Origin of the sequence: Clostridium sp. YIM B02500 (genome assembly GCF_022324665.1) — a bacterium.
GTDB classification, from domain to species: Bacteria; Bacillota; Clostridia; order Clostridiales; family Clostridiaceae; genus Clostridium; species Clostridium beijerinckii.
Genome location: NZ_JAKGTE010000003.1, coordinates 84,796 through 105,134, shown reverse-complemented (window position 1 = coordinate 105,134; position 20,339 = coordinate 84,796). Strand labels below are relative to the sequence as shown.

The following is a 20,339-nucleotide window of genomic DNA, read 5'->3' as shown; positions in this document are numbered from 1 at the left end:
GATTATTGCTACAGCATATAAAATAAAAAAAATCTATAAGAATATTATTTATTTTAATATTCTTATAGACTTCAAATCAACTTCTTTATCTTAAACACATAAATACCATTCATATAAATTTCATTTGACCAAAACTTAATTACAATAATTTTGTTAAAAAACTATTTCTATGAATGTCGCTTTTTCCGTATTTTTTTAGAGCTTCTATATGTTTTGATGTGCCATATCCGACATTATTTTCAAAGTCATAATGAGGATATTTCTTAGCACACTCTTTCATAAGCTTATCTCTATACACTTTTGCCACAATTGACGCAGCAGCAATACTAGCACTTTTTGTATCACCCTTTATGACAGATTTATTCTCTATACCAATGTTCTTAATTAAATATCCATCAGATAATACTAAATCTGGTTTTATACTAAGTGCATTACAACTTTCTAAAAACACTTTATTATTTGCAAAGGCTATTCCTTTTTCATCAATTTCTTTATTAGAAGAAACTGCTATTTGATAACTTAATGCCTTTTCTTTTATAATTTCAGAAAGTTCTTCCCTTTTATGTTCTTTTACTTTTTTTGAATCATTTATATATAAGATTAAATCTTTTTCTAAAACATTTAAATCAAGAATAACACTACAAGCTACGATTGGACCTGCAAGAGGTCCTCTACCAACTTCATCTACACCAGCTATATATCGATAACTTCCAAATGATTTATCAAACTCATACATTGTTTTGACTCTTTTAACTTCATTTAAATATGATTCTAAATCTTTCTCAATCTTTTCCTTAAGTGATAATACATTTTTCCTTTTATCTTCTTCTAGCCAGTTTATAAGTTTTGTATGTTCATCATTTCTATATAAATCAACTATAGATAACTTATGTATTTCTTCCTTAATTTCCGCAAATGATAGTGATCTTATATCTTCATTAAACTGTATCATTTTCTTCTGCTGGGCGCTCCAATGTGATATTTCCCATTTTTCCTCCCCTGAATTCGTCAAGTAGTATAACAGCTATTCTATTATAGTCAATTTGTCCTCCAGAAATTAAAGTACCTCTTTTTTTGCCTATAGCATCTAATGTATCTAATGGATTTTCAAAAACTTCTTTAAGTTTATATCTTTCTTTTAATTTCTCTTCATAATTACTTTGTAATTTTTCAACAAGTTTCAAAGCTAATTCTTCTATATCCATTATTTCATCTTTTATAGCACCAGTAAAAGCTAAATTCAAAGCTGTTTCATCATCTTCAAATCTAGGCCATAACACTCCTGGGGTATCTAGCATTTCAATCCCAATTCCTGTTTTAATCCATTGTTTGCTCTTAGTAACTCCTGGCCTATCACCTGTTTTAGCTATATTATTTCTCGCCATTTTATTGATAAATGTAGATTTTCCTACGTTAGGTATTCCAACAACCATTACTCTCATTGTTATATTAACCATACCTTTTGCCTTTAATCTATCATGCTTTTCCTTAAGTAATGCTAATAATGTAGGCTTTATATTCTTAAGTCCATCACCTTTTAAACAATTAACCTCTAATACTTTAACATCATCTTTGGTTAAATAATTTATCCACTCTTTTGTAACTTTGCCATCGGTTAAATCACTCTTATTTAAAAGTATAATTCTTGGTTTTCCCTCTAACAATTTTTCAATATCAGGATTTGCAGAACTCCTTGGAATTCTAGCATCTCTTATTTCAATTACAGCATCTACTAATTTCAAGTTTTCTTTAATTTCTCTTTGGGTTTTTTTCATATGTCCCGGAAACCAATTAATTGCCATATGAATTCCTCCTTAAATTTATTTTTCAGTTCACAATGCACATTTCATACCATTTAAGGCACCCTGTAGCAAATCATAATAAAATCACTTAGACTTTTATTATTAGAAAACTCCTTGAATTTTCCATCCTTAATTATACACTGTACATTAATCACATATTAATATTAATTTTCTCATATAATAAAAAAAAGGACTGAAACAGTCCCCTTTTTAAATACTATCTAGTTAATAATTCTTTAACTTTAGCAGACTTACCAACTCTATCTCTTAAGTAGTAAAGTTTAGCTCTTCTAACTTTACCTTTTCTAGCGATTTCAATTTTGTCGATGATTGGTGCATTCATTGGGAATGTTCTTTCAACTCCAGTTCCGTAAGCAACTCTTCTTACAGTGAAAGTTTCTCTTAAACCACCATTTTGTTTTTTGATAACAGTACCTTCGAACATTTGAACTCTTTCTTTGTTACCTTCTTGAATCTTAACGTATACCTTTATAGTATCCCCGATAGCAAATTTAGGTAAGTCAGTTCTGATTTGTTCAGCTTCTATAGCTCTTATTATTTCGTTCATTGTGCATTCCCTCCTTAACGATAATTTGACGTTCTTAACACATATGTATGACAGCGGAACGCCCGTACTAGCACAAATTTAATATTATCACATAATGTTTTATATTTCAACAAAAATTATTTATTATTTTTATTTTTTAATATTTTAATATCTTCTTTGGTTAATGTAATTTTCTTATATAAATCAGGTCTAATCTTCTTTGTTACCTCAAGAGACTTAAGTCTTCTCCATTTTCTTATATTTTCATGATGCCCAGATAACAGAATTTCAGGCACCTTATCTCCTTCAAACTCTTCTGGTCTAGTGTACTGGGGATATTCTAAAAGTCCATTATAAAATGACTCTTCCATAAAACTCTCTTCTTTTCCCAAAACACCTGGAATTAATCTTAATATACAATCAATGATCGGAATTGCAGCCATCTCTCCACCAGTCAGCACGAAATCTCCAAGTGAGATTTCCATATCTATATGCTTATAAACTCTTTCATCTATTCCTTCATAATGTCCACATAAAAATATAAGTCCTTCTTCCTTAGAAAGCTCTTTAGCAATCTCTTGGTTAAAAGTTTTTCCTCTCGGCCCTAAGAAAACAACCTTACCCTTATTACTTAACTTTGCATCCCTTATAGTATCAACTATAGGCTGAGGCGCCATAACCATTCCAACACCGCCGCCATAAGGATAATCATCAACTTTTTTATGTTTATTTAACGTATAATCTCTTATGTTTAGCGTTTCTAAATCTACTATGTTGTTTTCTCTTGCTCTTCCTATTATACTATGATCGAAAATAGAAAACATTTCTGGAAATAATGTTAATATGCTAATCTTCATCTTGCCATTCACCTACTGGCTTAATAATGATTTTTTTCAAGTCTATATCTATATCTAGAACTATATCTCTAAGAACTGGTATTAATAGTTCCTTAGGTTCCTTAATCCAATATACATCATTGTTAGGAGTACTTATTACATCGAAAATTCTTCCAATTTCTTTTTCATTAGTATCATATACAGTACATTCTTTTAAATCAGAAACATAATATGTGTCAGGTGGAAGTTCCGGCTCATTTTCGCGTGGTATTTCAATATATTTTTGTTTATAAGTTTCAGCATCATTCATAGAGTCTATACCTTCAATTTTTAGTATCACTCTATCTTTTTGAAATTTAACTCCTAATATTTTCTTTTCCTCTCCACCTACTAAAACAGTTTCTAGACGTTTAAATTTATTCACATCTTCTGTTAGAGGATAGACTTTAACTTCGCCTTTAATTCCATGTGTATTTATAATCTGACCAATTTTAAATAAATTTCCCACTCTTTTCACCTCATTTTAAGCATAAGAAGAATAATGGCATAAAATAACTTAGAACGCGTATGACGAAAGATAGACCAGCATACTGACTTGTTGTTATTTTTAATAGTATCTTATACTGAAATCCATTATTTTTTTGATTATGCCCTATATAAATTATTATATACTTTTTCTTTGAACTCATTGTTAAAGATATTAGATTGCCTATATGATCTTAGTTTCACTTAACAAGTTCCGAATTGTTAATCGCACTCTTCTCATATACGTGCGCTTTTTCATATACGAATTAATATTAATTGTGCTGAAGCGCATTTTTATAGGCAAAATGTTCTCAATTGCGCTTACGCGCTTTTTTTACAGCAAATGATCTTGGTTGCGCTAACGCGCTTTTTTCTAATGTGTATATTTAAAAAGAGTTAGGTTTCCCTAACTCTCAATTTTTAGATGATTTCTACTATAACTCGTTTATTCTGTTTAACTGCTGCAGCTTTTATAACTGTTCTTATAGCTTTCGCAATTCTTCCTTGCTTACCTATAATCTTACCCATATCTTCTGGTGCAACTTTTAATTCAAGTATTATGGATTGTTCTCCATCTACCTCATTAACAGTAACTGCATCTGGGTTATCAACAAGGGATTTAGCCATAAATTCAACTAATTCCTTCATAAACGCCTACAATTAGTATGTACTAACTGCAGAATTCACCTCCAAAAATTACTTAGTAAGACCTGCATTATTGAAAAGTCTCTTAACTACTTCTGTTGGTTGTGCTCCATTAGATAACCATTCATTAGCTTTTTCTTCGTTGATTTTAACTTCAACTGGTTCAGTTAATGGATTATAGTATCCAATTTCATCGATGAACTTACCATCTCTTGGTGCTCTTGAATCTGCAACAATTATTCTATAGAAAGGAGCTTTCTTAGCACCCATTCTTCTTAATCTGATTTTTACTGCCATTTTAATTTCACCTCCTTTAAAGGATAATAAATATATATTTTAACTCTAATGCTTAGAAAGGTAACTTGCCAAATAGGCCGCCTTTCTTTGCCTGCTTCTGGAATGACTTCATTTGCTTCATGTTCTTTTTCATCATTTCATAGCCCTTCATGAGTTTGTTAACTTCTTGTATATTAGTACCTGATCCTTTAGCTATTCTGCTTTTTCTTGATGGAGATTTTAGTATAAGACTTGGATTTCTTCTTTCTTTTAATGTCATTGATTGAATAATCGCCTTAGTCTTATCAAGAGCCTCAGTCCCCTTATCAAAGTCAACTCCTTGAAGTTCCTTTGAATTTAAGCCAGGTATCATTTCCATAATCTTATTTAAAGGTCCAAGTTTTTTCATCTGTTCCATTGCCATTAGATAATCCTCAAAGTTAAATTCTTGATTTAACATTCTCTTACCTAAATCAGCTGCTTCCTTTTCATCAATGGCTTCCTGAGCTTTTTCAATAAGCGATAATACATCACCCATTCCTAAAATTCTTGATGCCATTCTATCAGGATGGAACACTTCAAAATCATTCATTTTTTCGCCAACACCGGCATATTTGATTGGCTTATCAATTATAGTCTTAATTGACAGTGCAGCTCCACCTCTAGTATCACCATCTAGTTTTGTTAAAATAACTCCACTTAAATCTAAATCATTATTAAAGTTTTCTGCAACATTGACAGCATCTTGACCTGTCATAGCATCAACAACTAATAATATTTCTGACGGGTTTACATTATCTTTTATATTTTTTAGTTCCTGCATTAATTCTTCATCAACGTGAAGTCTACCTGCAGTATCTATGATAACTACATTATTCCCATTATCTTTTGCATGAGTGATTGCATTCTTTGCAATTTCAACAGGGCTTACTTTATCTCCCATCGAAAATACTGGAATTTCGATTTGTTTTCCTACAACTTCTAATTGCTTTATAGCTGCTGGTCTATAAATATCGCAAGCTACTAATAATGGCTTTTTATTATTTTTTCTAAGGTTTAGCGCAAGTTTACCACACATAGTAGTTTTACCTGCTCCTTGTAATCCAACTAACATTATAACTGTAAGTCCTGAACTACTATAATTAAGTTTACTTTCAGTTCCACCCATAAGATTAGTAAGTTCTTCATTAACTATCTTTATTACATGTTGTCCTGGTGTTAGACTTTCAAGAACTTCACTTCCAACACATTTAGAACTAACAGAAGAAATAAATTGTTTAACAACTTTATAGTTAACATCTGCTTCTAGTAAGGCAAGCTTTACTTCTCTCATGGCTTCTTTTATATCTTTTTCAGTCAACTTTCCTTTACCTTTTAATTTTCTAAAAGTCTCCTGTAATTTTTCACCTAATCCTTCGAAAGCCATGTTTACTCCTCCTTATAAATTTTCTAGCTTTTCTTTATATTTTATAATATCCTCATCATCAATGGAATATTTATTTTTTAAGTGTTCTAAAAAATTCATAATTTCCTTTTTTCTATTTATACTCTTTTGAAGTAAGTTAAGTTTACGTTCATAGGAGAGAAGTTGTTTATAACATCTTTTGATTAAATCATGAATAGCCTGACGACTCGTTTGATTAAGCTCAGCTATTTCAGCTAACGATAAATCATCATTATAATACCACTGCATAATTTCACTTTGCTTTTCTGTTAATAACGGACCATAAAAATCCATAAGTAACGAAATCTCAACTCTATCTTCCATTTAATCACCTTACCCACAAAAAAGATTTTAACAGGATTATTTCAAAGTGTCAAGTATTTTTACTTAACACTTTTATTTTTTTATCCCTGGGCTCTATATCTCAAGTTTTTTAATGCAATTAATGATTTTTAAACTGCTTATATTTTGTATATTCATAATCAAAAACCTTGAACCCCTGATGTTTCCAATAAATATTTACATATTTTCATATGTATATTTAAAAATATGAATCTTTGAAACTATTTTTATATAAATCTATGTACCTTTAAAAATGTGTTTATAGAAATATATTTAAGGCACATGAAAGAAAATAATAGGCCAAACATACTGGCCTATTATTTCTTAGCTAACCCTATATTAATGCTTCAGCAAATCCTTCTGCATCAAATTTTTGAAGATCATCAATACCTTCCCCAACTCCTATGTATCTAACAGGAATATTTAAGCCTTGCTTTATAGATAAAACAACACCACCTTTTGCTGTTCCATCTAATTTAGTTAATATTATTCCGTCTATCGGACAAGCTTCCATGAACTGCTTTGCTTGAATAACAGCATTTTGACCTGTTGTTGCATCTAAAACTAGTAACGTTTCTTTTCTATAGCCTTGCAATTCCCTATCAATTATTCTGTTTATCTTTTCAAGCTCATTCATTAAGTTCTTCTTATTATGAAGCCTTCCAGCCGTATCACATATTAATAGATCAACATTTCTAGCCTTTGACGCTTCTATCGCATCGAAAACAACCGCAGCCGGATCCGATCCTTCCTGATGTTTAACTATATCAACTTCGGCTCTAGAGCTCCATACTTCAAGCTGATCAATAGCAGCAGCTCTAAATGTATCAGCTGCAGCCAGTAATACTTTTTTTCCTTCTTGTTTATTCTTTGCTGCAAGTTTTCCTATAGATGTAGTTTTACCAACACCATTTACCCCAATTATAAGCATTACTTTCTTTTCTTTTTCGTCATCTTCATATGTACCTTCAAGTAATATATCTCTAATTACTTCCTTTAATGCCGGTTTTACTTCTTGAGGATCGTTTATTTTTTCTTTTCTGATTTTACCCCTTAATCTTTCTATAATATCTACTGTTGTGTCCATACCGATATCAGACATGATTAATATTTCTTCTAATTCCTCATATAAATCCTCATCTATAGTTACTGCCAAATTTAAGGCCTCATTTATCTTATCTGTTAGTCCATCTCTTGTCTTTGCTAATCCCTCTTTTAGTTTATTAAATAAATTTCCAAACAAATTCATTTCCTCCTAATTAAAATTTTCTGCTCAAGTGAAACTTGATTTAAGATAAGTCATCTCATCTTAAATCTTAGTCTAACTAATCCAGAAGCTTGCAGCCGTTACCTCTCACTAAAAGTAGGAGGTTTACGGATGCTAGCTATCGGAAAAGTCTACTGAAACTACCTTTGATACACCTTTTTCTTCCATTGTTACTCCATATATAATATCACTTACCTCCATAGTTCCCTTTCTATGAGTTATAATTATAAATTGAGTATTTTTAGAAAACATTTTTAGGAACTCTGCATACCTATATACATTTGCATCATCTAAAGCCGCTTCTATTTCATCCAATATACAGAAAGGCGTTGGTTTCATCTTTAAAATTGCAAAAAGTAAAGCTATTGCAGATAGAACCTTCTCTCCACCAGACATCAGATTAATATTTTGAAGTTTTTTTCCTGGCGGCTCTACATTTATGTCAATATTGGCTGTAAGCTCATCACCTTCACCTAAAATAAGCTCAGCGCTTCCACCTTTAAACAAATCTTTAAAAGTTTTATCAAAATTATAATTCAATATTTTGAAGTTTTCTTTAAATAAACTTTTCATTTCATTAGTCATTTCTTCAATAACGGCATTTAATTCCCTTTTGGCATTTTCTAAATCCTCTGCCTGAGTAGACATAAACTCATACTTTTCTTTAATTTCTTCGTACTCTTCTATTGCTGCTAAATTTACTACTCCAAGTTTTGTTATCTTTCCTTTAGTAACAAAAATTTCTTGTTTCAAAGCTTCCTCATCAACTACTGGCTCACATTTATCTAATGCCTCTGCATAAGTTAATTCTAACTCTTCATTAAGTTTCTTATAAACATGCTCCCTATCATTTTCTTTCTTAGCTTTAATTACTTCTCGCTTATTAACTTCCATTTCTTTTAAGCTTACTTCATCCAAAATACCGCTTATTACATTATCTTTTTCTTTAAATTCTTGCTTTAACTTTTCTTTTAATATCTCATCATCTTTAAAGTTTACTTCTAAATTGCTGATATTAATATTATTTTCTTCAATATTCTTATTCTTAGCCTTTATATCTAAATTTAAACTTTCAATATTTTTTTTATTTTCCTCATTTTCATTATTTAAAAGTTCATTTTTAATCTCTAAATCCTTAATTTCTTTTTCTATTCTTAAAAATTCATTCTTTTTATTTTCTATTGCCTCATCCAACTTAGCCTTACTGATTTTCATTTCTGTAAGCTTAGTATCGCTATCGTTAACTTCTTGAACTTTGATTTTCATTAACTGTTCCAGTTCTATACTTTTGCTCTTGTTAGCTGTATTTTCACTTTCAATCACCTGAACTTCAGATTCTTTAGCTCTAATCTTTTCTAATATAGCTTCTCTTTCACCTGCTATTCTTTTTATTTCTTCTTTAGCAGTTTCTAGATTTCTCTTTAACTTATCCGTATCAGACTGTAACCCTTTAATCTCACTTTCCTTTTTTGTAAGTTCAATATTTTTCTCATGAACTTCATCCCTTTTATTCAGCATATCCTCATCTAGGTCTTGTATTTCTTTCTTGATATCTTGAACTAGTATTTTCAATTCCTCATATTTCTCTTTTTTATTGCTTATACCTAATACTAATTCTTCAATTTCTCTTTTTCTACCTAGAACATTTGAATTTTTCCCCTTTATGCTACCACCTGTTAACGCTCCCCCTGGATTTATGATTTCTCCATCCAAAGTAACGATTCTATAATTATATTTTCCGATTCTTGCGATATTAAGAGCGCAGTCCATATCACTGCAGATTATTGTTCTTCCTAGAGAATAATCCATTATATTTTTATACTCTTTATCATAAGATATTATGTCACTTGCAATCCCAATATATCCATTAGCTTCAGTTATACTTCTATCTAGTTCTAACTTCTTTCCTTTTATAATATTTAAAGGTAAAAATGTCGCTCTTCCTAGACTATTTTTTTTCAAATATCCTATAAGAACTTTTGCTATTTCTTCATTTTTTGTTATAACATTTGAAATCGCAGCACCTAAAGCTATTTCTATAGCAACTTCATACTTTTTACCTACAGTGAAAATTTCACCTAAGACTTTAGTATCATTTGCAGCCGTAATTCTTTCCCTATGAATTGATTCCATTAAAGATTTTACTGACCTGTTATATCCCTCATAATGCTTTTCCAAGTTTTCTAACATTGATCTATTTGCATCAAGTTTTGTTAAAGTCCCACTTAATTCTCTAAGTTCATTTTCTTTTTTAGTTAAATTTGCTGATAGAGAACCTATTTTTTTCTTATGCTCTACTATTTGCATATTTAGCAATTTTATATTGTCTTTATTCTTTTCAATTTCATTGGTTAGGTCTTTATAAGTCGCTAAATTAATAACAATATTATTTTCTAGAAAAGATATAGAAGAATTTAGGGTTTCTTTTTTCTCTTCTCTTAGCGAGAGATCTTTATTTAGCATAGTAATCTCATTCTTCATATCTGAGTTACTTCTTAAAAGTTCAAATTCACCTTCTCTTAGAGATTTTATTTCTTCATCTATACTTTTAAGTTCCTTAGAACTTTTTATATTGTTTTCTTCTAAATTTACTATATCTTCTTCTCTTAATCTTTGTTCCTTTAGTCTTTCACTCAATTCGCTTTCTAATAATTTCTTGTTTTCATTAAGCTGATTTACCTTAACTAAAATATCATCCAGCTCATAATTATTCCTATTGATCTTTTCTTCAAAACTCTTAATTCTTTCTTTATAAAGTTCTATACTTTTTTCATCTTCACTAACAGTTTCTTTTAAGCTATAATATTTCTCTTTTTCTTCTAAATTCTTCTTTTCTAGCTTTTCTATTTTTATCTCTAGTTCTTTAAGTTGTGACTTATAACTAGATATTTCTTTACGCTTATCTTCAATTTCTTTAATTTTTAAATTCAAATCTTCATTGAACCCTTTTAATTCTTCTTCCATTTTGTCTATGGTATGTACTATAAGTGATACTTCTTTTTTCTTCAAATTATTAGATAAGTCAGTAAATTCTAATGCTTTCTCTCTTTCAATCCTTAGGGGTTCTATTCTCTCTTCGTAAGTTGACAAAATATCATTTATTCTAACTAAATTTTCATCTGTATTGCTTAACTTTTTCTCTGCTTCTTCTTTTCTATTTTTAAACTTTACAATACCTGCAGCTTCCTCTAAGAGATTTCTTCTATCTTCCGGCTTACCACTTAATATAGCTTCAATCTTACCTTGTCCAATTAGTGAGTAACCTTCCTTACCAATTCCTGTATCCATAAAAAGATTTATTACGTCTTTTAGCCTGCACTTTGAATTATTTATTAAATATTCCGATTCTCCTGATCTAAATATTCTTCTTGATACAACTACCTCGTTATATTCTGTCGCGAGCTTTTCATCACTATTATCAAGGGTTAGTGAAACCTGAGCAAGGCCCACTGGCTTTCTAAACTGCGTTCCTGCAAATATTACATCTTCCATTTTTCCGCCTCTTAGAACCTTAACACTCTGTTCTCCGAGCACCCATCTTACCGCATCCGAAATATTACTCTTTCCACTTCCGTTAGGTCCTACAACAGCTGTAACGCCTTGTTTAAATTTTAATTCTGTTTTATCAGCAAAAGATTTAAATCCTCGTATTTCTAGAGATTTTAAAAACATGTGTCCTCTCCTTAAAAAGAAAATATACTAGGTAATAATGTTACAATAAAGATTACTACAATAAAAATAGTCATTGCAATTATCATTTTTTCTCTAGTCTTTTTTTTCATATCAAACAACTCCTTATTATAATTTAGTTTATAGTAAAGCTTATTAAATATCAATAATTCACACAAAAGAAAATGTTAAGGCATATGAAAGACAAAAACAGGATTGGCAGATGGACTTGTTATTTTTTTGATTATGCCTAAGTTAGATTCATGAACATAATTAACATTTTAAAAGCGAGAGTCTCCTCTCGCTAGTATGCTATTTCTAACTTTCTATTTTTCAAACAAAGTTTTATATGACCTCTTTCAATATCATCATCTTGTTTCACATCAACAATCTTACCATTATCTTTAAGCCTGTTAAAATATAATTTTTTATTAGCATAAAGCTTACTTACATCTTTTGAGTTAATATAAATTACTCCATTTTTTTCATCCGTCATATTTTCTAAAATAATATCTGATAGTAAACTGCCCTCAACTAATTCTCTAAATGATGGATGAAAAGGACCTGCCACTATATCTTTCCCTTCATTTATACTTTCTGTCGGCTGAAGACCAATTCTTATTACATTGATGTTATGCTTCTTATACATATCATACATAGCCTTACTTATGTTAACTGCATCTTCAAGAGAATACGGAATGTACTCGTTATTAATATACATTCTTTCCATCGGAGTATCTTTTATAACTAAAGACGGATATATTCTACAAATATCTGGATTCATCTTAATTGACTCTCTAGTTGTTTGTATATCTCTTTCAAAAGTATCTCCAGGTAGTCCCGGCATTATTTGATGACCTAATATAAATTTATATTCTTTTATTAATTTAGATGCATTTATGACATCCAGAACACTATGTCCTCTACCAGCTTTTTTTAATACCTCTTCATCCAGTGATTGAACTCCAAGTTCTATTATGTCGACTCCATACTCTTTAAGATATGTAAGTATATAATCATTGATGTAATCTGGTCTTGTAGAAAGTCTTATTTTATCTATGAGACCTTTTTCTTTAAACTCCTTAGCCACTTTTAGGAGTTCTCTTTGTTTTTCTTCTCTAATACCTGTGAATGTACCACCAAAAAATGAAATTTCAATAGTTGCATTTTTATTCTTTATAGTTTCTAAATAATCATTTATTGTGCCAATTACCGAACTCGCCGTAACCTCTTCATCATCAACACCTGTTATTCTATCCTGATTACAGAATACGCAATTATGCGGACATCCTTCATGAGGTACAAATATCGGTATTATATAATAATTTTTACTCATGCTTACCTTCCAATATATCTAATGCCTGTTTAGCCGCATTTTGTTCTGCTTCTTTTTTACTATAGCCTGAACCTTCACCCATTAATTTTTTATCTATTACTACATTTGTAAAGAATTTTCTTCTGTGAGGTGGTCCTTCAAATTTCGTAAGCTCATATTGAATTACTACTTCTCCATCTTTTTGAAGAAGCTCTTGAAGCTTTGTCTTGAAATCTAATACAATTTCATTATTTATTGCTTTATTTATTATCTCTTCAAAATGAAGCAATATAAAATCTCTTACAAAACCAATGCCTTTGTCTAAATAAACAGCAGCAATGATTGCCTCAACAGCATCTGCTTGTATTGAAATCCTTTCTCTTCCGCCTGTAATTTCTTCACCTTTACTCATTCTAATATAAGATCCTAAGTTTATCTTTTTTGCAATTTCGTAAAGAGAATTTTCACAAACTATCAAACTTCTTATTTTTGTCAGCTCACCTTCTGTTTTATGTTTGTAATTATTAAAAAGGTATTCTGTAATACAAAGCTGCAATACTGAGTCTCCTAGAAATTCAAGCCTTTCATTATACTCCGCATCCTTGAATTGATTTCCAAAAGAGCTATGAGTAAGAGCTGTTTTTAGTAATGTGTGGTTATTAAAAAAAACCCCTAAATTTTCTTCTATTTCTTTAAGTGTATATCTATTCATGTATTCCACTCCTTGAAGTTTATTCTTCAACTTGCTAACTTATTGCTATATACTTCCCATAACAAATTCAAGAATAAACTATTAATTTGATATTTTAGTTACTATAATGATTTTTCTTCCTAAATTCCAACTAAAAACATCGTTATCATAGACAGTAACATTTGTACGCCAATATATTACTAAAGTACATTTCTCACTAAAATCTATTTTAAAATGATTTTAAATTTAGTTCTCACTTTGTAAAATATAAAATCCCGCAAGATGCGGGATTATTTTATTCTTCGTGATGAGCTTTTACGTAATTGACAACATCTCCAACTGTTTTGAAGTTTTCAACGTCTTCGTCAGGTATTTCCATATCTAGTTCATCTTCTAGAGCCATTATAAGCTCAACTATATCTAATGAGTCCGCATTTAAATCTTCAATAAATGATGCTTCCATAACAACGCTTTCTACATCGATACTTAATTTATCAGCAATAATTGCTTGGATCTTTTCAAACATTTGTTTCACCTCCCAAGTTCTACATTTAGATAATATTATATATTGTTTAAATCGTCAATATTAGTTTCAATATATTTTAACTAATTTTCCGAAGAAAATTCATTTCTTATATCTTTTAATACATTATTATCATAGAAAATTTTAGTTTGTTTAATGGAATTCTTAAACGCTCTTGCATCAGAACTGCCATGAGCTTTTATACAAATCCCATCAACCCCCAAGAACGGAGCTCCACCATATTCCTTATAATCAAACTTTTTCATTATATTTTTTAGCACAGGTTTTAGCAGAACCACCCCTATTTTAGATATAATCGACGATTTAAGCACCTCATCTTTAATTATACCTAATATACTCGAAGCCGATCCTTCATACATCTTCAAAGCTGTATTCCCCACAAAACCATCACTTACTAAAATATTAGTGTCACCAGCAGGTATTTCTCTTGGCTCTATATTCCCTTTGAAGTTTATGGAACTTTCTTCCTTCAAAAGCTTAAAAGCAGCTTTTGTAAGTTCATTTCCTTTTTCTTCTTCTTCTCCAATATTTATAAGTCCTATAGTCGGATTTTTAACGTTGAAAACCTTTTGATAATATATTTTTCCCATCTTTGCAAATTGCACCAAAAATGAAGGTTTGCAATCTACATTAGCACCAACATCTACTATCATAAACTTTCCACGTCTCCCGGGCATTATAGGTGCAAGAGCAGGCCTTTCTATTCCTTTAATTCTGCCTATTATCAACGTACACCCAGCTAAAAATGCACCTGTACTGCCTCCTGATACAACAGCATCACAAATACCTTCCTTAACTAGGTTTAAAGCCTTAACTATACTTGAATTTTTCTTCTTTCGCAAAGCCATAACAGGATGCTCATTAGGTGAAATTACTTCCTTTGCATCTACCACAATAACTTTTTCCTTGGGATAAGTATATTTAGCTAATTCTATATTTAGAACCTCTTCTGGACCTGTAATATATAATTGGATATCGTCATATGCCTTAAGAGCTTGAATAGCACCGTCTATTACTGCTACAGGTGCATTATCTCCCCCCATGCCATCTATAGCTATTTTCATCTGAATACCTCCCTTCTTCCACTTTAATTATAAATAAATTAATTTAATTAATAAATAGAATATTTTCTTTTTTAGATAAAGATTATTTAACTTATACTTATGTGATAGTAAACCCAAAGTAGAAACATCGTTATTTCTCAGAACCATGAAAATTTCGCTAAGAAGTTTTAAGTATAAATCTAATAGTACAACATATATATCTATATATTTCTTTATATAAGAAAAGAAAGTCATAAAGACTTTCTTTTATTTTTCAGAAGCTACAACTTCCTTACCTTTATAATAACCACAATTTTTACATACTCTATGAGCAAGTTTCATTTCGTGGCATTGTGGACATTCAACTATGCCAGGTAAACTAGCTTTAAAAGTTTGAGCTCTTCTTGCTTTTACTTTAGCTTTTCCTGATTTTCTTGCTGGACAACCCATTCATTACACCTCCTTATTATCAAACAAACCTTTCAAGGCCTCAAAACGTATATCTACATCTTCTTTTTGACATGAACATGAATTGTGATTTAAGTTACATCCACATTCTTGACAAAGCCCTTTACAGTCGTTCTTGCAAACTCTTTTAATAGGTAGTGTTGAAATTATGCTACTTTCGACAATTTCTGTGATGTCTAAAACATCATCCATTACAACAATAGCTTCATCATCACCACTATCTCTATTAGTTGTAAACCTTTCTTCTATATCAATATCTATTGGATAGATAAAGGTATCTAAACATCTTGAACATATCATTTCTAAATCAGTTTTGATTTTAGCATTCAATATTAATATATCACCATCTGATAAGATATTCCCAACAACTTCAAAAGGTTTTATTGGTTTAATTATATCTCCTTCAAAATCAAATTGCGGTGCATCAAATATATAGTCAATTTTCTTGCTTCTATCTTTACCTGAAATAATATCTGAAATTTGTACTTTCATAAAATCACAGGATAATCATATAATAAAACTAATGTAAACTATATAATATCTCCTCTTTCACTCCTTAGCACATATATTTATAAAACAAACACAACTAATTATATAAATTGCGTGCTAAAAAGTCAAGAAATTTATTATAAATTCCTATTTCTCAATATGAAAGAAAATAACAAACTCATGATACAAATGTTTTTGTATCTATACTAACTGCTCTCCTTTACGTATATATTTTCTTCTATAAAGTAAGTACAGCCAAATATATTGTATAAAGCCATTGAAAAAACATGCTGATAAATTATAAATAAAAACCAATCAGCATGTTAACTCACTATTTTTTCAATTATGCCTTACTTAACTAATTCTAAAGTTTCTTTAGCAATCATTAATTCTTCGTTTGTAGGTATTACAACTACTTTTACCTTTGAAGTTTCTTTAGAAATTTCCATACCATCTCCGATATTATGACTTTCGTTCTTTTCTAAATCTACTTCTATTCCTAAGAATTCCATATTAGTTAAAGCTCTTGATCTTATTTCTGGAGCATGTTCTCCGATTCCTGCTGTAAATACAATTGCATCTACACCACCCATTACGGCAGCATAAGCACCTATTTGCTTCTTAACTTGATATCCGAATATATCCATTGTAAGTAATGCTCTAGGATCATTATCATTTTCCACAGCACTTCTAATATCTCTAAAATCTGTTCCTATTCCTGATATACCTAGAACCCCTGATTTCTTATTTAAGATATCATTTACTTCATCTATAGAATATCCTTTTTCTTTTACTAAATAAGTAACTATTGCTGGATCTATACTTCCAGATCTTGATCCCATTATAATACCATCTAATGGAGTGAATCCCATTGTAGTATCTACAGATTTTCCACCATCAACAGCTGTAATACTTACACCATTACCTATATGACAAGTTACTATCTTTAAATCGCTTATGTCTTTATTCATCCATTTTGCCATTTCACCTGCTACATACTTATGAGATGTACCATGGAATCCATATCTTCTTACATGATCTTCCTCATATAATTCATATGGAAGAGCATACATAAATGCTTTTTCTGGCATAGTTTGATGGAATGCTGTATCAAATACTGCTACCATTGGAGTTTTTGGCATAAGAGCCTTACATGCATTTATTCCAATTATATTTGGAGGATTATGAAGTGGTGCTAATTTTGTAAATTCATCAAGCGCCTTAATTACTTCTTCATTAATTACTACTGAAGTTGCGTATTTTTCACCACCATGAACAACTCTATGTCCAACAGCTGATATCTCATCCATTGAACTTATTACACCATGGTTTTCATCAACTAAACACTTTAAAACAAGTTCTATTGCATCTTGATGATCTTTTAATGGTGTTTCAACTATATATTTATCTTTTCCTTCAACTTTTTGAGTCAATATTGACCCAGTAATTCCTATTCTTTCAACAAGTCCTTGAGCTAAAGACTCTTCATTACTCATATCAATAAGTTGATATTTTAGTGAAGAACTACCACAATTTATAACTAATACTTTCATAACTCTACTCTCCTTTTAACATTCAAACCTTTTGTATTTTTGTTTTAACAATCTATAAGCTAACTTACTTTAAATTATCTGTAAAAATAATACTTACTATTTGTTTGTTTGAGCTTGAACTGCTGTAAGCGCGACAACACTTACAATATCATCTGAGCTACAACCTCTTGATAAGTCATTGATTGGTTTTGCAAAGCCTTGACAGATAGGTCCAATAGCTTCAGCATTTGCAAATCTTTGAACTAATTTATAACCTATATTTCCAGCTTGTAAATCTGGGAATACTAGAACATTAGCTTTTCCAGCAACAGTACTTTCTGGTGCCTTTTGAGCTGCTACTTTTGCAACTATAGCTGCATCTAATTGTAGTTCACCATCTATATCTAAGTCAGGTCTCATTTCTTTTGCTTTTTGAGTAGCATTTCTAACCTTATCAACTAATTCATTATCAGCACTTCCCATAGTAGAGAATGATAACATTGCCACCTTAGGTTCCATGTTACATAAATTCTTAGCTGTTTCTGCAGTAGCTATTGCAATTGCTGCTAATTGATCCTCGTTAGGGTTAGGGTTAACTGCACAGTCTGAGAATATTAATGTTCCTTCTTCACCATAAGATGATCCTGGAACTTGCATTATAAAGAAGCTTGAAACAACAGATACCCCTGGTGCTGTCTTTATAATTTGTAATCCTGGTCTTAATAAATCTCCAGTTGTGTGAATTGCTCCTGATACCATTCCATCTGCATCATCTAATTTAACCATCATCGTACCAAAATATAGAGGATCTCTGACTATTTTATCTGCCTTTTCCATTGTAACGCCTTTTGTCTTTCTAAGTTCATAGAAGGCTTCAATATACTTTTCTAATTTATCTGATTCATTTGGATCAATAATCTCAATTCCCGATAAATTTACATCTAATTCCTTTGCCTTATTATTTATTTCTTCTTTGTTACCTATTAAAATTGGGTAAGCTAATCCTAATTTTTGTATTTTTTCTGCAGCTGCTATATTTCTTTCCTCGTTTCCCTCTGGAAGAACAATTTTTTGTTTATTTGATTGTGCTGCAGTCCATATTTTTTTCATAAGGTCCATAATCTATTTATCTCCTCTCTATATCCTATCTCTAATACTAATATACTCCTTTATCAGTGCTTTTTTCAACACAAATTCTCTATAAAATAGAAGTCTTTAGATTTGAAATAATCTAAATTGTCAGACAATACTCCTGTAAAATAACAATATAGGAAAAGTATAATTTTTAACAATTAAATTTTATTTAAAATTATTTTATAATTTATTATTAAACGCTATCAAATGTTTTAAATTATTGACCTAATATATGAAAAATACATGTCTATTTCATATTATTTTCATTTAATTTTTCTTAAAAATCTATAGTATATTCATTCAATTAGTTATACATACGCTATTTTTTTGTCAATATTAAGCAATAATTAAAAATTCACCATTCTTTTAATGTTCTGAATATTTTTTAAACTACTTTTTAATAGAGTAATATTAAAAAAGTATATTTTTTAACAATATTTTTATAATATCTTATTGACATTTTACAAAAAATACACAACATATTAAACCTTAATAACTAATATTATAAAATTCCATAATATGCTATACTAGCTTTATAAAGGAGATGATTTTAATACTTACAGGAATAATTACAGAATATAATCCATTTCATAAAGGTCATGAATATCACCTTAGTAAAGCAAAATCCGACACAAACGCAGATGGCATAGTTTGTGTAATGAGTGGTAATTTTATGCAAAGAGGAATTCCAGCAATTATAGATAAATGGAAAAGAGCTGAAATGGCTATTAAAAATGGTGTTGATCTAGTTCTAGAGCTACCTCTAGTTTATTCCATTTCTTCTGCTGAACATTTTGCTTTCGGAAGCGTATCTCTTCTTAACTCGTTAGGCGTAATAGATCACTTATACTTTGGAAGCGAAGAAGGAAATGTATCTATATTAGAAGACATAGCCAAAGTTTTAGTTTCCGAGCCTTTAAATTATAAAAAACTTTTAAAATATAATTTGGACTCTGGCTTACCTTTTCATTTGAGCCGAGCAAATGCACTTAAAGATTATTTAAACTCAAATAAATTATTAGATACAATATCAAATTCTAATAATATCTTAGGTATTGAATATATAAAATCTCTAATTCGTTTAAATAGCGCAATAGTTCCTAAAACCATCAAAAGAGAAGGTTCATTATATAACGATGTCAACATAAGCGCTTCATTTGCTTCTGCTACATCAATAAGAAAACATCTAAAAGAGAAATCTTTAAATGATTTAGCTGATATTATGCCAAAGGCGAGCTATGACATTCTGCTTAGTTTATCTTCTTCTAACTATCCTTTTATTTTTGAGGAAGATACCTTTAAATATATAAAATATAAATTACTCACTAACGAAAGATCTCTTTTAAATTTGCCAGATGTATCAGAGGGCATAGATAATAAAATATTAAAAGAAATTGTAAGATCCAATTCACTTAACGAATTAATATTGAATTCAAAAAGCAAAAGATATACATACACGAGGATAAGTAGAATTCTTTTGCAAAGCTTTTTGAACCTTGAAAATTTTGATTTATTAAGCTTATCTAAGAGCCCCGCACCTTACGCAAGAGTTCTTGCTTTTAATTCTATAGGGCAAAGAATTCTAAAGAGTATAAAAACTAATTCTAGTATAAATTTAATAACAAAAGTGCCAAGAAACAATCAATGTGATCATCTAAAAATAGATATCTTAGGAACAAAAGCATATTCACTGCTAAATCCAAAAATAAGTCCTATGGATGATTATTTAAAAGGGCCTTTTATAATATAGTAATATTTTACATAACCATG

At 30.1% G+C, this 20,339-nt stretch carries 21 protein-coding genes; 1 reads left to right on the top strand and 20 read right to left on the bottom strand.

The features are described 5' to 3' along the window. Positions 1 to 139: 139 nt before the first annotated feature. From L1S46_RS03150 to pta, 20 genes are all read right to left on the bottom strand, one after another. On the bottom strand, positions 140 to 952 hold the full coding sequence (locus tag L1S46_RS03150) for a ribonuclease HII (RefSeq protein ID WP_077305283.1): 813 nt from the start codon (positions 950 to 952) through the stop codon (positions 140 to 142). Further along, entirely contained in the window at positions 939 to 1,802 is an 864-nt protein-coding gene (ylqF, locus tag L1S46_RS03145; RefSeq protein WP_011968518.1) for a ribosome biogenesis GTPase YlqF, read from the bottom strand. Before ylqF ends, L1S46_RS03150 begins: the two co-directional genes overlap by 14 nt. A 217-nt stretch (positions 1,803 to 2,019) precedes the next feature. Beyond that, a complete protein-coding gene (gene rplS / locus L1S46_RS03140; protein ID WP_011968517.1) occupies positions 2,020 to 2,370 on the bottom strand; it encodes a 50S ribosomal protein L19 in 351 nt (116 codons plus the stop codon). Between the two features lie 116 nt (positions 2,371 to 2,486). Beyond that, entirely contained in the window at positions 2,487 to 3,206 is a 720-nt protein-coding gene (trmD, locus tag L1S46_RS03135; protein ID WP_238899203.1) for a tRNA (guanosine(37)-N1)-methyltransferase TrmD, read from the bottom strand. After that, complete coding sequence (gene rimM / locus L1S46_RS03130) at positions 3,196 to 3,693, bottom strand: ribosome maturation factor RimM (RefSeq protein ID WP_077305279.1); 498 nt, start codon at positions 3,691 to 3,693, stop codon at positions 3,196 to 3,198. The genes trmD and rimM overlap by 11 nt, the downstream gene beginning before the upstream one ends. A 437-nt stretch (positions 3,694 to 4,130) precedes the next feature. Then, entirely contained in the window at positions 4,131 to 4,358 is a 228-nt protein-coding gene (locus L1S46_RS03125; protein ID WP_011968514.1) for a KH domain-containing protein, read from the bottom strand. Positions 4,359 to 4,406: 48 nt separating this feature from the next. Further along, positions 4,407 to 4,652 carry a 30S ribosomal protein S16 gene (rpsP, locus tag L1S46_RS03120; RefSeq protein ID WP_008424801.1) on the bottom strand — a complete coding sequence of 82 codons (246 nt, stop codon included), beginning with the start codon at positions 4,650 to 4,652 and terminating at the stop codon, positions 4,407 to 4,409. 52 nt (positions 4,653 to 4,704) lie between these two features. Continuing rightward, positions 4,705 to 6,057, bottom strand: coding sequence for a signal recognition particle protein (gene ffh, locus L1S46_RS03115; RefSeq protein ID WP_238899202.1), 1,353 nt, complete (start codon positions 6,055 to 6,057; stop codon positions 4,705 to 4,707). Between the two features lie 12 nt (positions 6,058 to 6,069). Next, positions 6,070 to 6,399: a putative DNA-binding protein gene (locus L1S46_RS03110; protein ID WP_065415735.1), complete on the bottom strand. Its 330-nt coding sequence runs from the start codon at positions 6,397 to 6,399 to the stop codon at positions 6,070 to 6,072. A 352-nt stretch (positions 6,400 to 6,751) separates the two neighbouring features. Continuing rightward, a complete protein-coding gene (gene ftsY / locus L1S46_RS03105) occupies positions 6,752 to 7,660 on the bottom strand; it encodes a signal recognition particle-docking protein FtsY (RefSeq protein ID WP_023973327.1) in 909 nt (302 codons plus the stop codon). Between the two features lie 138 nt (positions 7,661 to 7,798). Next, positions 7,799 to 11,356, bottom strand: coding sequence for a chromosome segregation protein SMC (smc, locus tag L1S46_RS03100; RefSeq protein ID WP_077305275.1), 3,558 nt, complete (start codon positions 11,354 to 11,356; stop codon positions 7,799 to 7,801). An 11-nt stretch (positions 11,357 to 11,367) separates the two neighbouring features. Then, a complete protein-coding gene (locus tag L1S46_RS03095) occupies positions 11,368 to 11,466 on the bottom strand; it encodes a hypothetical protein (RefSeq protein ID WP_023973329.1) in 99 nt (32 codons plus the stop codon). A gap of 191 nt (positions 11,467 to 11,657) precedes the next feature. Next, positions 11,658 to 12,689: a radical SAM protein gene (locus L1S46_RS03090; RefSeq protein ID WP_238858625.1), complete on the bottom strand. Its 1,032-nt coding sequence runs from the start codon at positions 12,687 to 12,689 to the stop codon at positions 11,658 to 11,660. Further along, positions 12,682 to 13,380, bottom strand: coding sequence for a ribonuclease III (rnc, locus tag L1S46_RS03085; protein WP_011968508.1), 699 nt, complete (start codon positions 13,378 to 13,380; stop codon positions 12,682 to 12,684). Before rnc ends, L1S46_RS03090 begins: the two co-directional genes overlap by 8 nt. Before the next feature lie 274 nt (positions 13,381 to 13,654). Beyond that, entirely contained in the window at positions 13,655 to 13,885 is a 231-nt protein-coding gene (gene acpP, locus L1S46_RS03080) for an acyl carrier protein (RefSeq protein ID WP_009169140.1), read from the bottom strand. An 80-nt stretch (positions 13,886 to 13,965) separates the two neighbouring features. Continuing rightward, on the bottom strand, positions 13,966 to 14,967 hold the full coding sequence (gene plsX, locus L1S46_RS03075) for a phosphate acyltransferase PlsX (protein ID WP_238899201.1): 1,002 nt from the start codon (positions 14,965 to 14,967) through the stop codon (positions 13,966 to 13,968). Between the two features lie 246 nt (positions 14,968 to 15,213). Beyond that, the gene (gene rpmF, locus L1S46_RS03070) at positions 15,214 to 15,396 is read right to left on the bottom strand and encodes a 50S ribosomal protein L32 (protein WP_011968506.1); all 183 of its coding nucleotides are present in this window, start codon (positions 15,394 to 15,396) and stop codon (positions 15,214 to 15,216) included. 3 nt (positions 15,397 to 15,399) lie between these two features. Beyond that, positions 15,400 to 15,906 (bottom strand): DUF177 domain-containing protein, encoded by a 507-nt coding sequence (locus L1S46_RS03065; RefSeq protein ID WP_011968505.1) that lies wholly within the window; start codon positions 15,904 to 15,906, stop codon positions 15,400 to 15,402. Positions 15,907 to 16,253: 347 nt separating this feature from the next. Continuing rightward, the gene (locus L1S46_RS03060) at positions 16,254 to 17,456 is read right to left on the bottom strand and encodes an acetate kinase (protein WP_077305191.1); all 1,203 of its coding nucleotides are present in this window, start codon (positions 17,454 to 17,456) and stop codon (positions 16,254 to 16,256) included. 96 nt (positions 17,457 to 17,552) lie between these two features. Continuing rightward, on the bottom strand, positions 17,553 to 18,554 hold the full coding sequence (gene pta, locus L1S46_RS03055; RefSeq protein WP_077305189.1) for a phosphate acetyltransferase: 1,002 nt from the start codon (positions 18,552 to 18,554) through the stop codon (positions 17,553 to 17,555). A gap of 559 nt (positions 18,555 to 19,113) precedes the next feature. On the opposite strand from pta, the gene L1S46_RS03050 reads away from it, so the two are divergent. Then, a complete protein-coding gene (locus tag L1S46_RS03050) occupies positions 19,114 to 20,319 on the top strand; it encodes a nucleotidyltransferase (protein WP_077305187.1) in 1,206 nt (401 codons plus the stop codon). Positions 20,320 to 20,339: the final 20 nt, after the last annotated feature.

Coding starts and splice junctions, on each gene's coding strand:
- L1S46_RS03150 (WP_077305283.1), bottom strand. CDS start 952: ATGATACAGTTTAATGAAGATATAAGATCACTATCATTTGCGGAAATT.
- ylqF (WP_011968518.1), bottom strand. CDS start 1,802: ATGGCAATTAATTGGTTTCCGGGACATATGAAAAAAACCCAAAGAGAA.
- rplS (WP_011968517.1), bottom strand. CDS start 2,370: ATGAACGAAATAATAAGAGCTATAGAAGCTGAACAAATCAGAACTGAC.
- trmD (WP_238899203.1), bottom strand. CDS start 3,206: ATGAAGATTAGCATATTAACATTATTTCCAGAAATGTTTTCTATTTTC.
- L1S46_RS03125 (WP_011968514.1), bottom strand. CDS start 4,358: ATGAAGGAATTAGTTGAATTTATGGCTAAATCCCTTGTTGATAACCCA.
- rpsP (WP_008424801.1), bottom strand. CDS start 4,652: ATGGCAGTAAAAATCAGATTAAGAAGAATGGGTGCTAAGAAAGCTCCT.
- ffh (WP_238899202.1), bottom strand. CDS start 6,057: ATGGCTTTCGAAGGATTAGGTGAAAAATTACAGGAGACTTTTAGAAAA.
- L1S46_RS03110 (WP_065415735.1), bottom strand. CDS start 6,399: ATGGAAGATAGAGTTGAGATTTCGTTACTTATGGATTTTTATGGTCCG.
- smc (WP_077305275.1), bottom strand. CDS start 11,356: ATGTTTTTAAAATCTCTAGAAATACGAGGATTTAAATCTTTTGCTGAT.
- L1S46_RS03095 (WP_023973329.1), bottom strand. CDS start 11,466: ATGAAAAAAAAGACTAGAGAAAAAATGATAATTGCAATGACTATTTTT.
- L1S46_RS03090 (WP_238858625.1), bottom strand. CDS start 12,689: ATGAGTAAAAATTATTATATAATACCGATATTTGTACCTCATGAAGGA.
- rnc (WP_011968508.1), bottom strand. CDS start 13,380: ATGAATAGATATACACTTAAAGAAATAGAAGAAAATTTAGGGGTTTTT.
- acpP (WP_009169140.1), bottom strand. CDS start 13,885: ATGTTTGAAAAGATCCAAGCAATTATTGCTGATAAATTAAGTATCGAT.
- plsX (WP_238899201.1), bottom strand. CDS start 14,967: ATGAAAATAGCTATAGATGGCATGGGGGGAGATAATGCACCTGTAGCA.
- rpmF (WP_011968506.1), bottom strand. CDS start 15,396: ATGGGTTGTCCAGCAAGAAAATCAGGAAAAGCTAAAGTAAAAGCAAGA.
- L1S46_RS03065 (WP_011968505.1), bottom strand. CDS start 15,906: ATGAAAGTACAAATTTCAGATATTATTTCAGGTAAAGATAGAAGCAAG.
- L1S46_RS03060 (WP_077305191.1), bottom strand. CDS start 17,456: ATGAAAGTATTAGTTATAAATTGTGGTAGTTCTTCACTAAAATATCAA.
- pta (WP_077305189.1), bottom strand. CDS start 18,554: ATGGACCTTATGAAAAAAATATGGACTGCAGCACAATCAAATAAACAA.
- L1S46_RS03050 (WP_077305187.1), top strand. CDS start 19,114: ATGATTTTAATACTTACAGGAATAATTACAGAATATAATCCATTTCAT.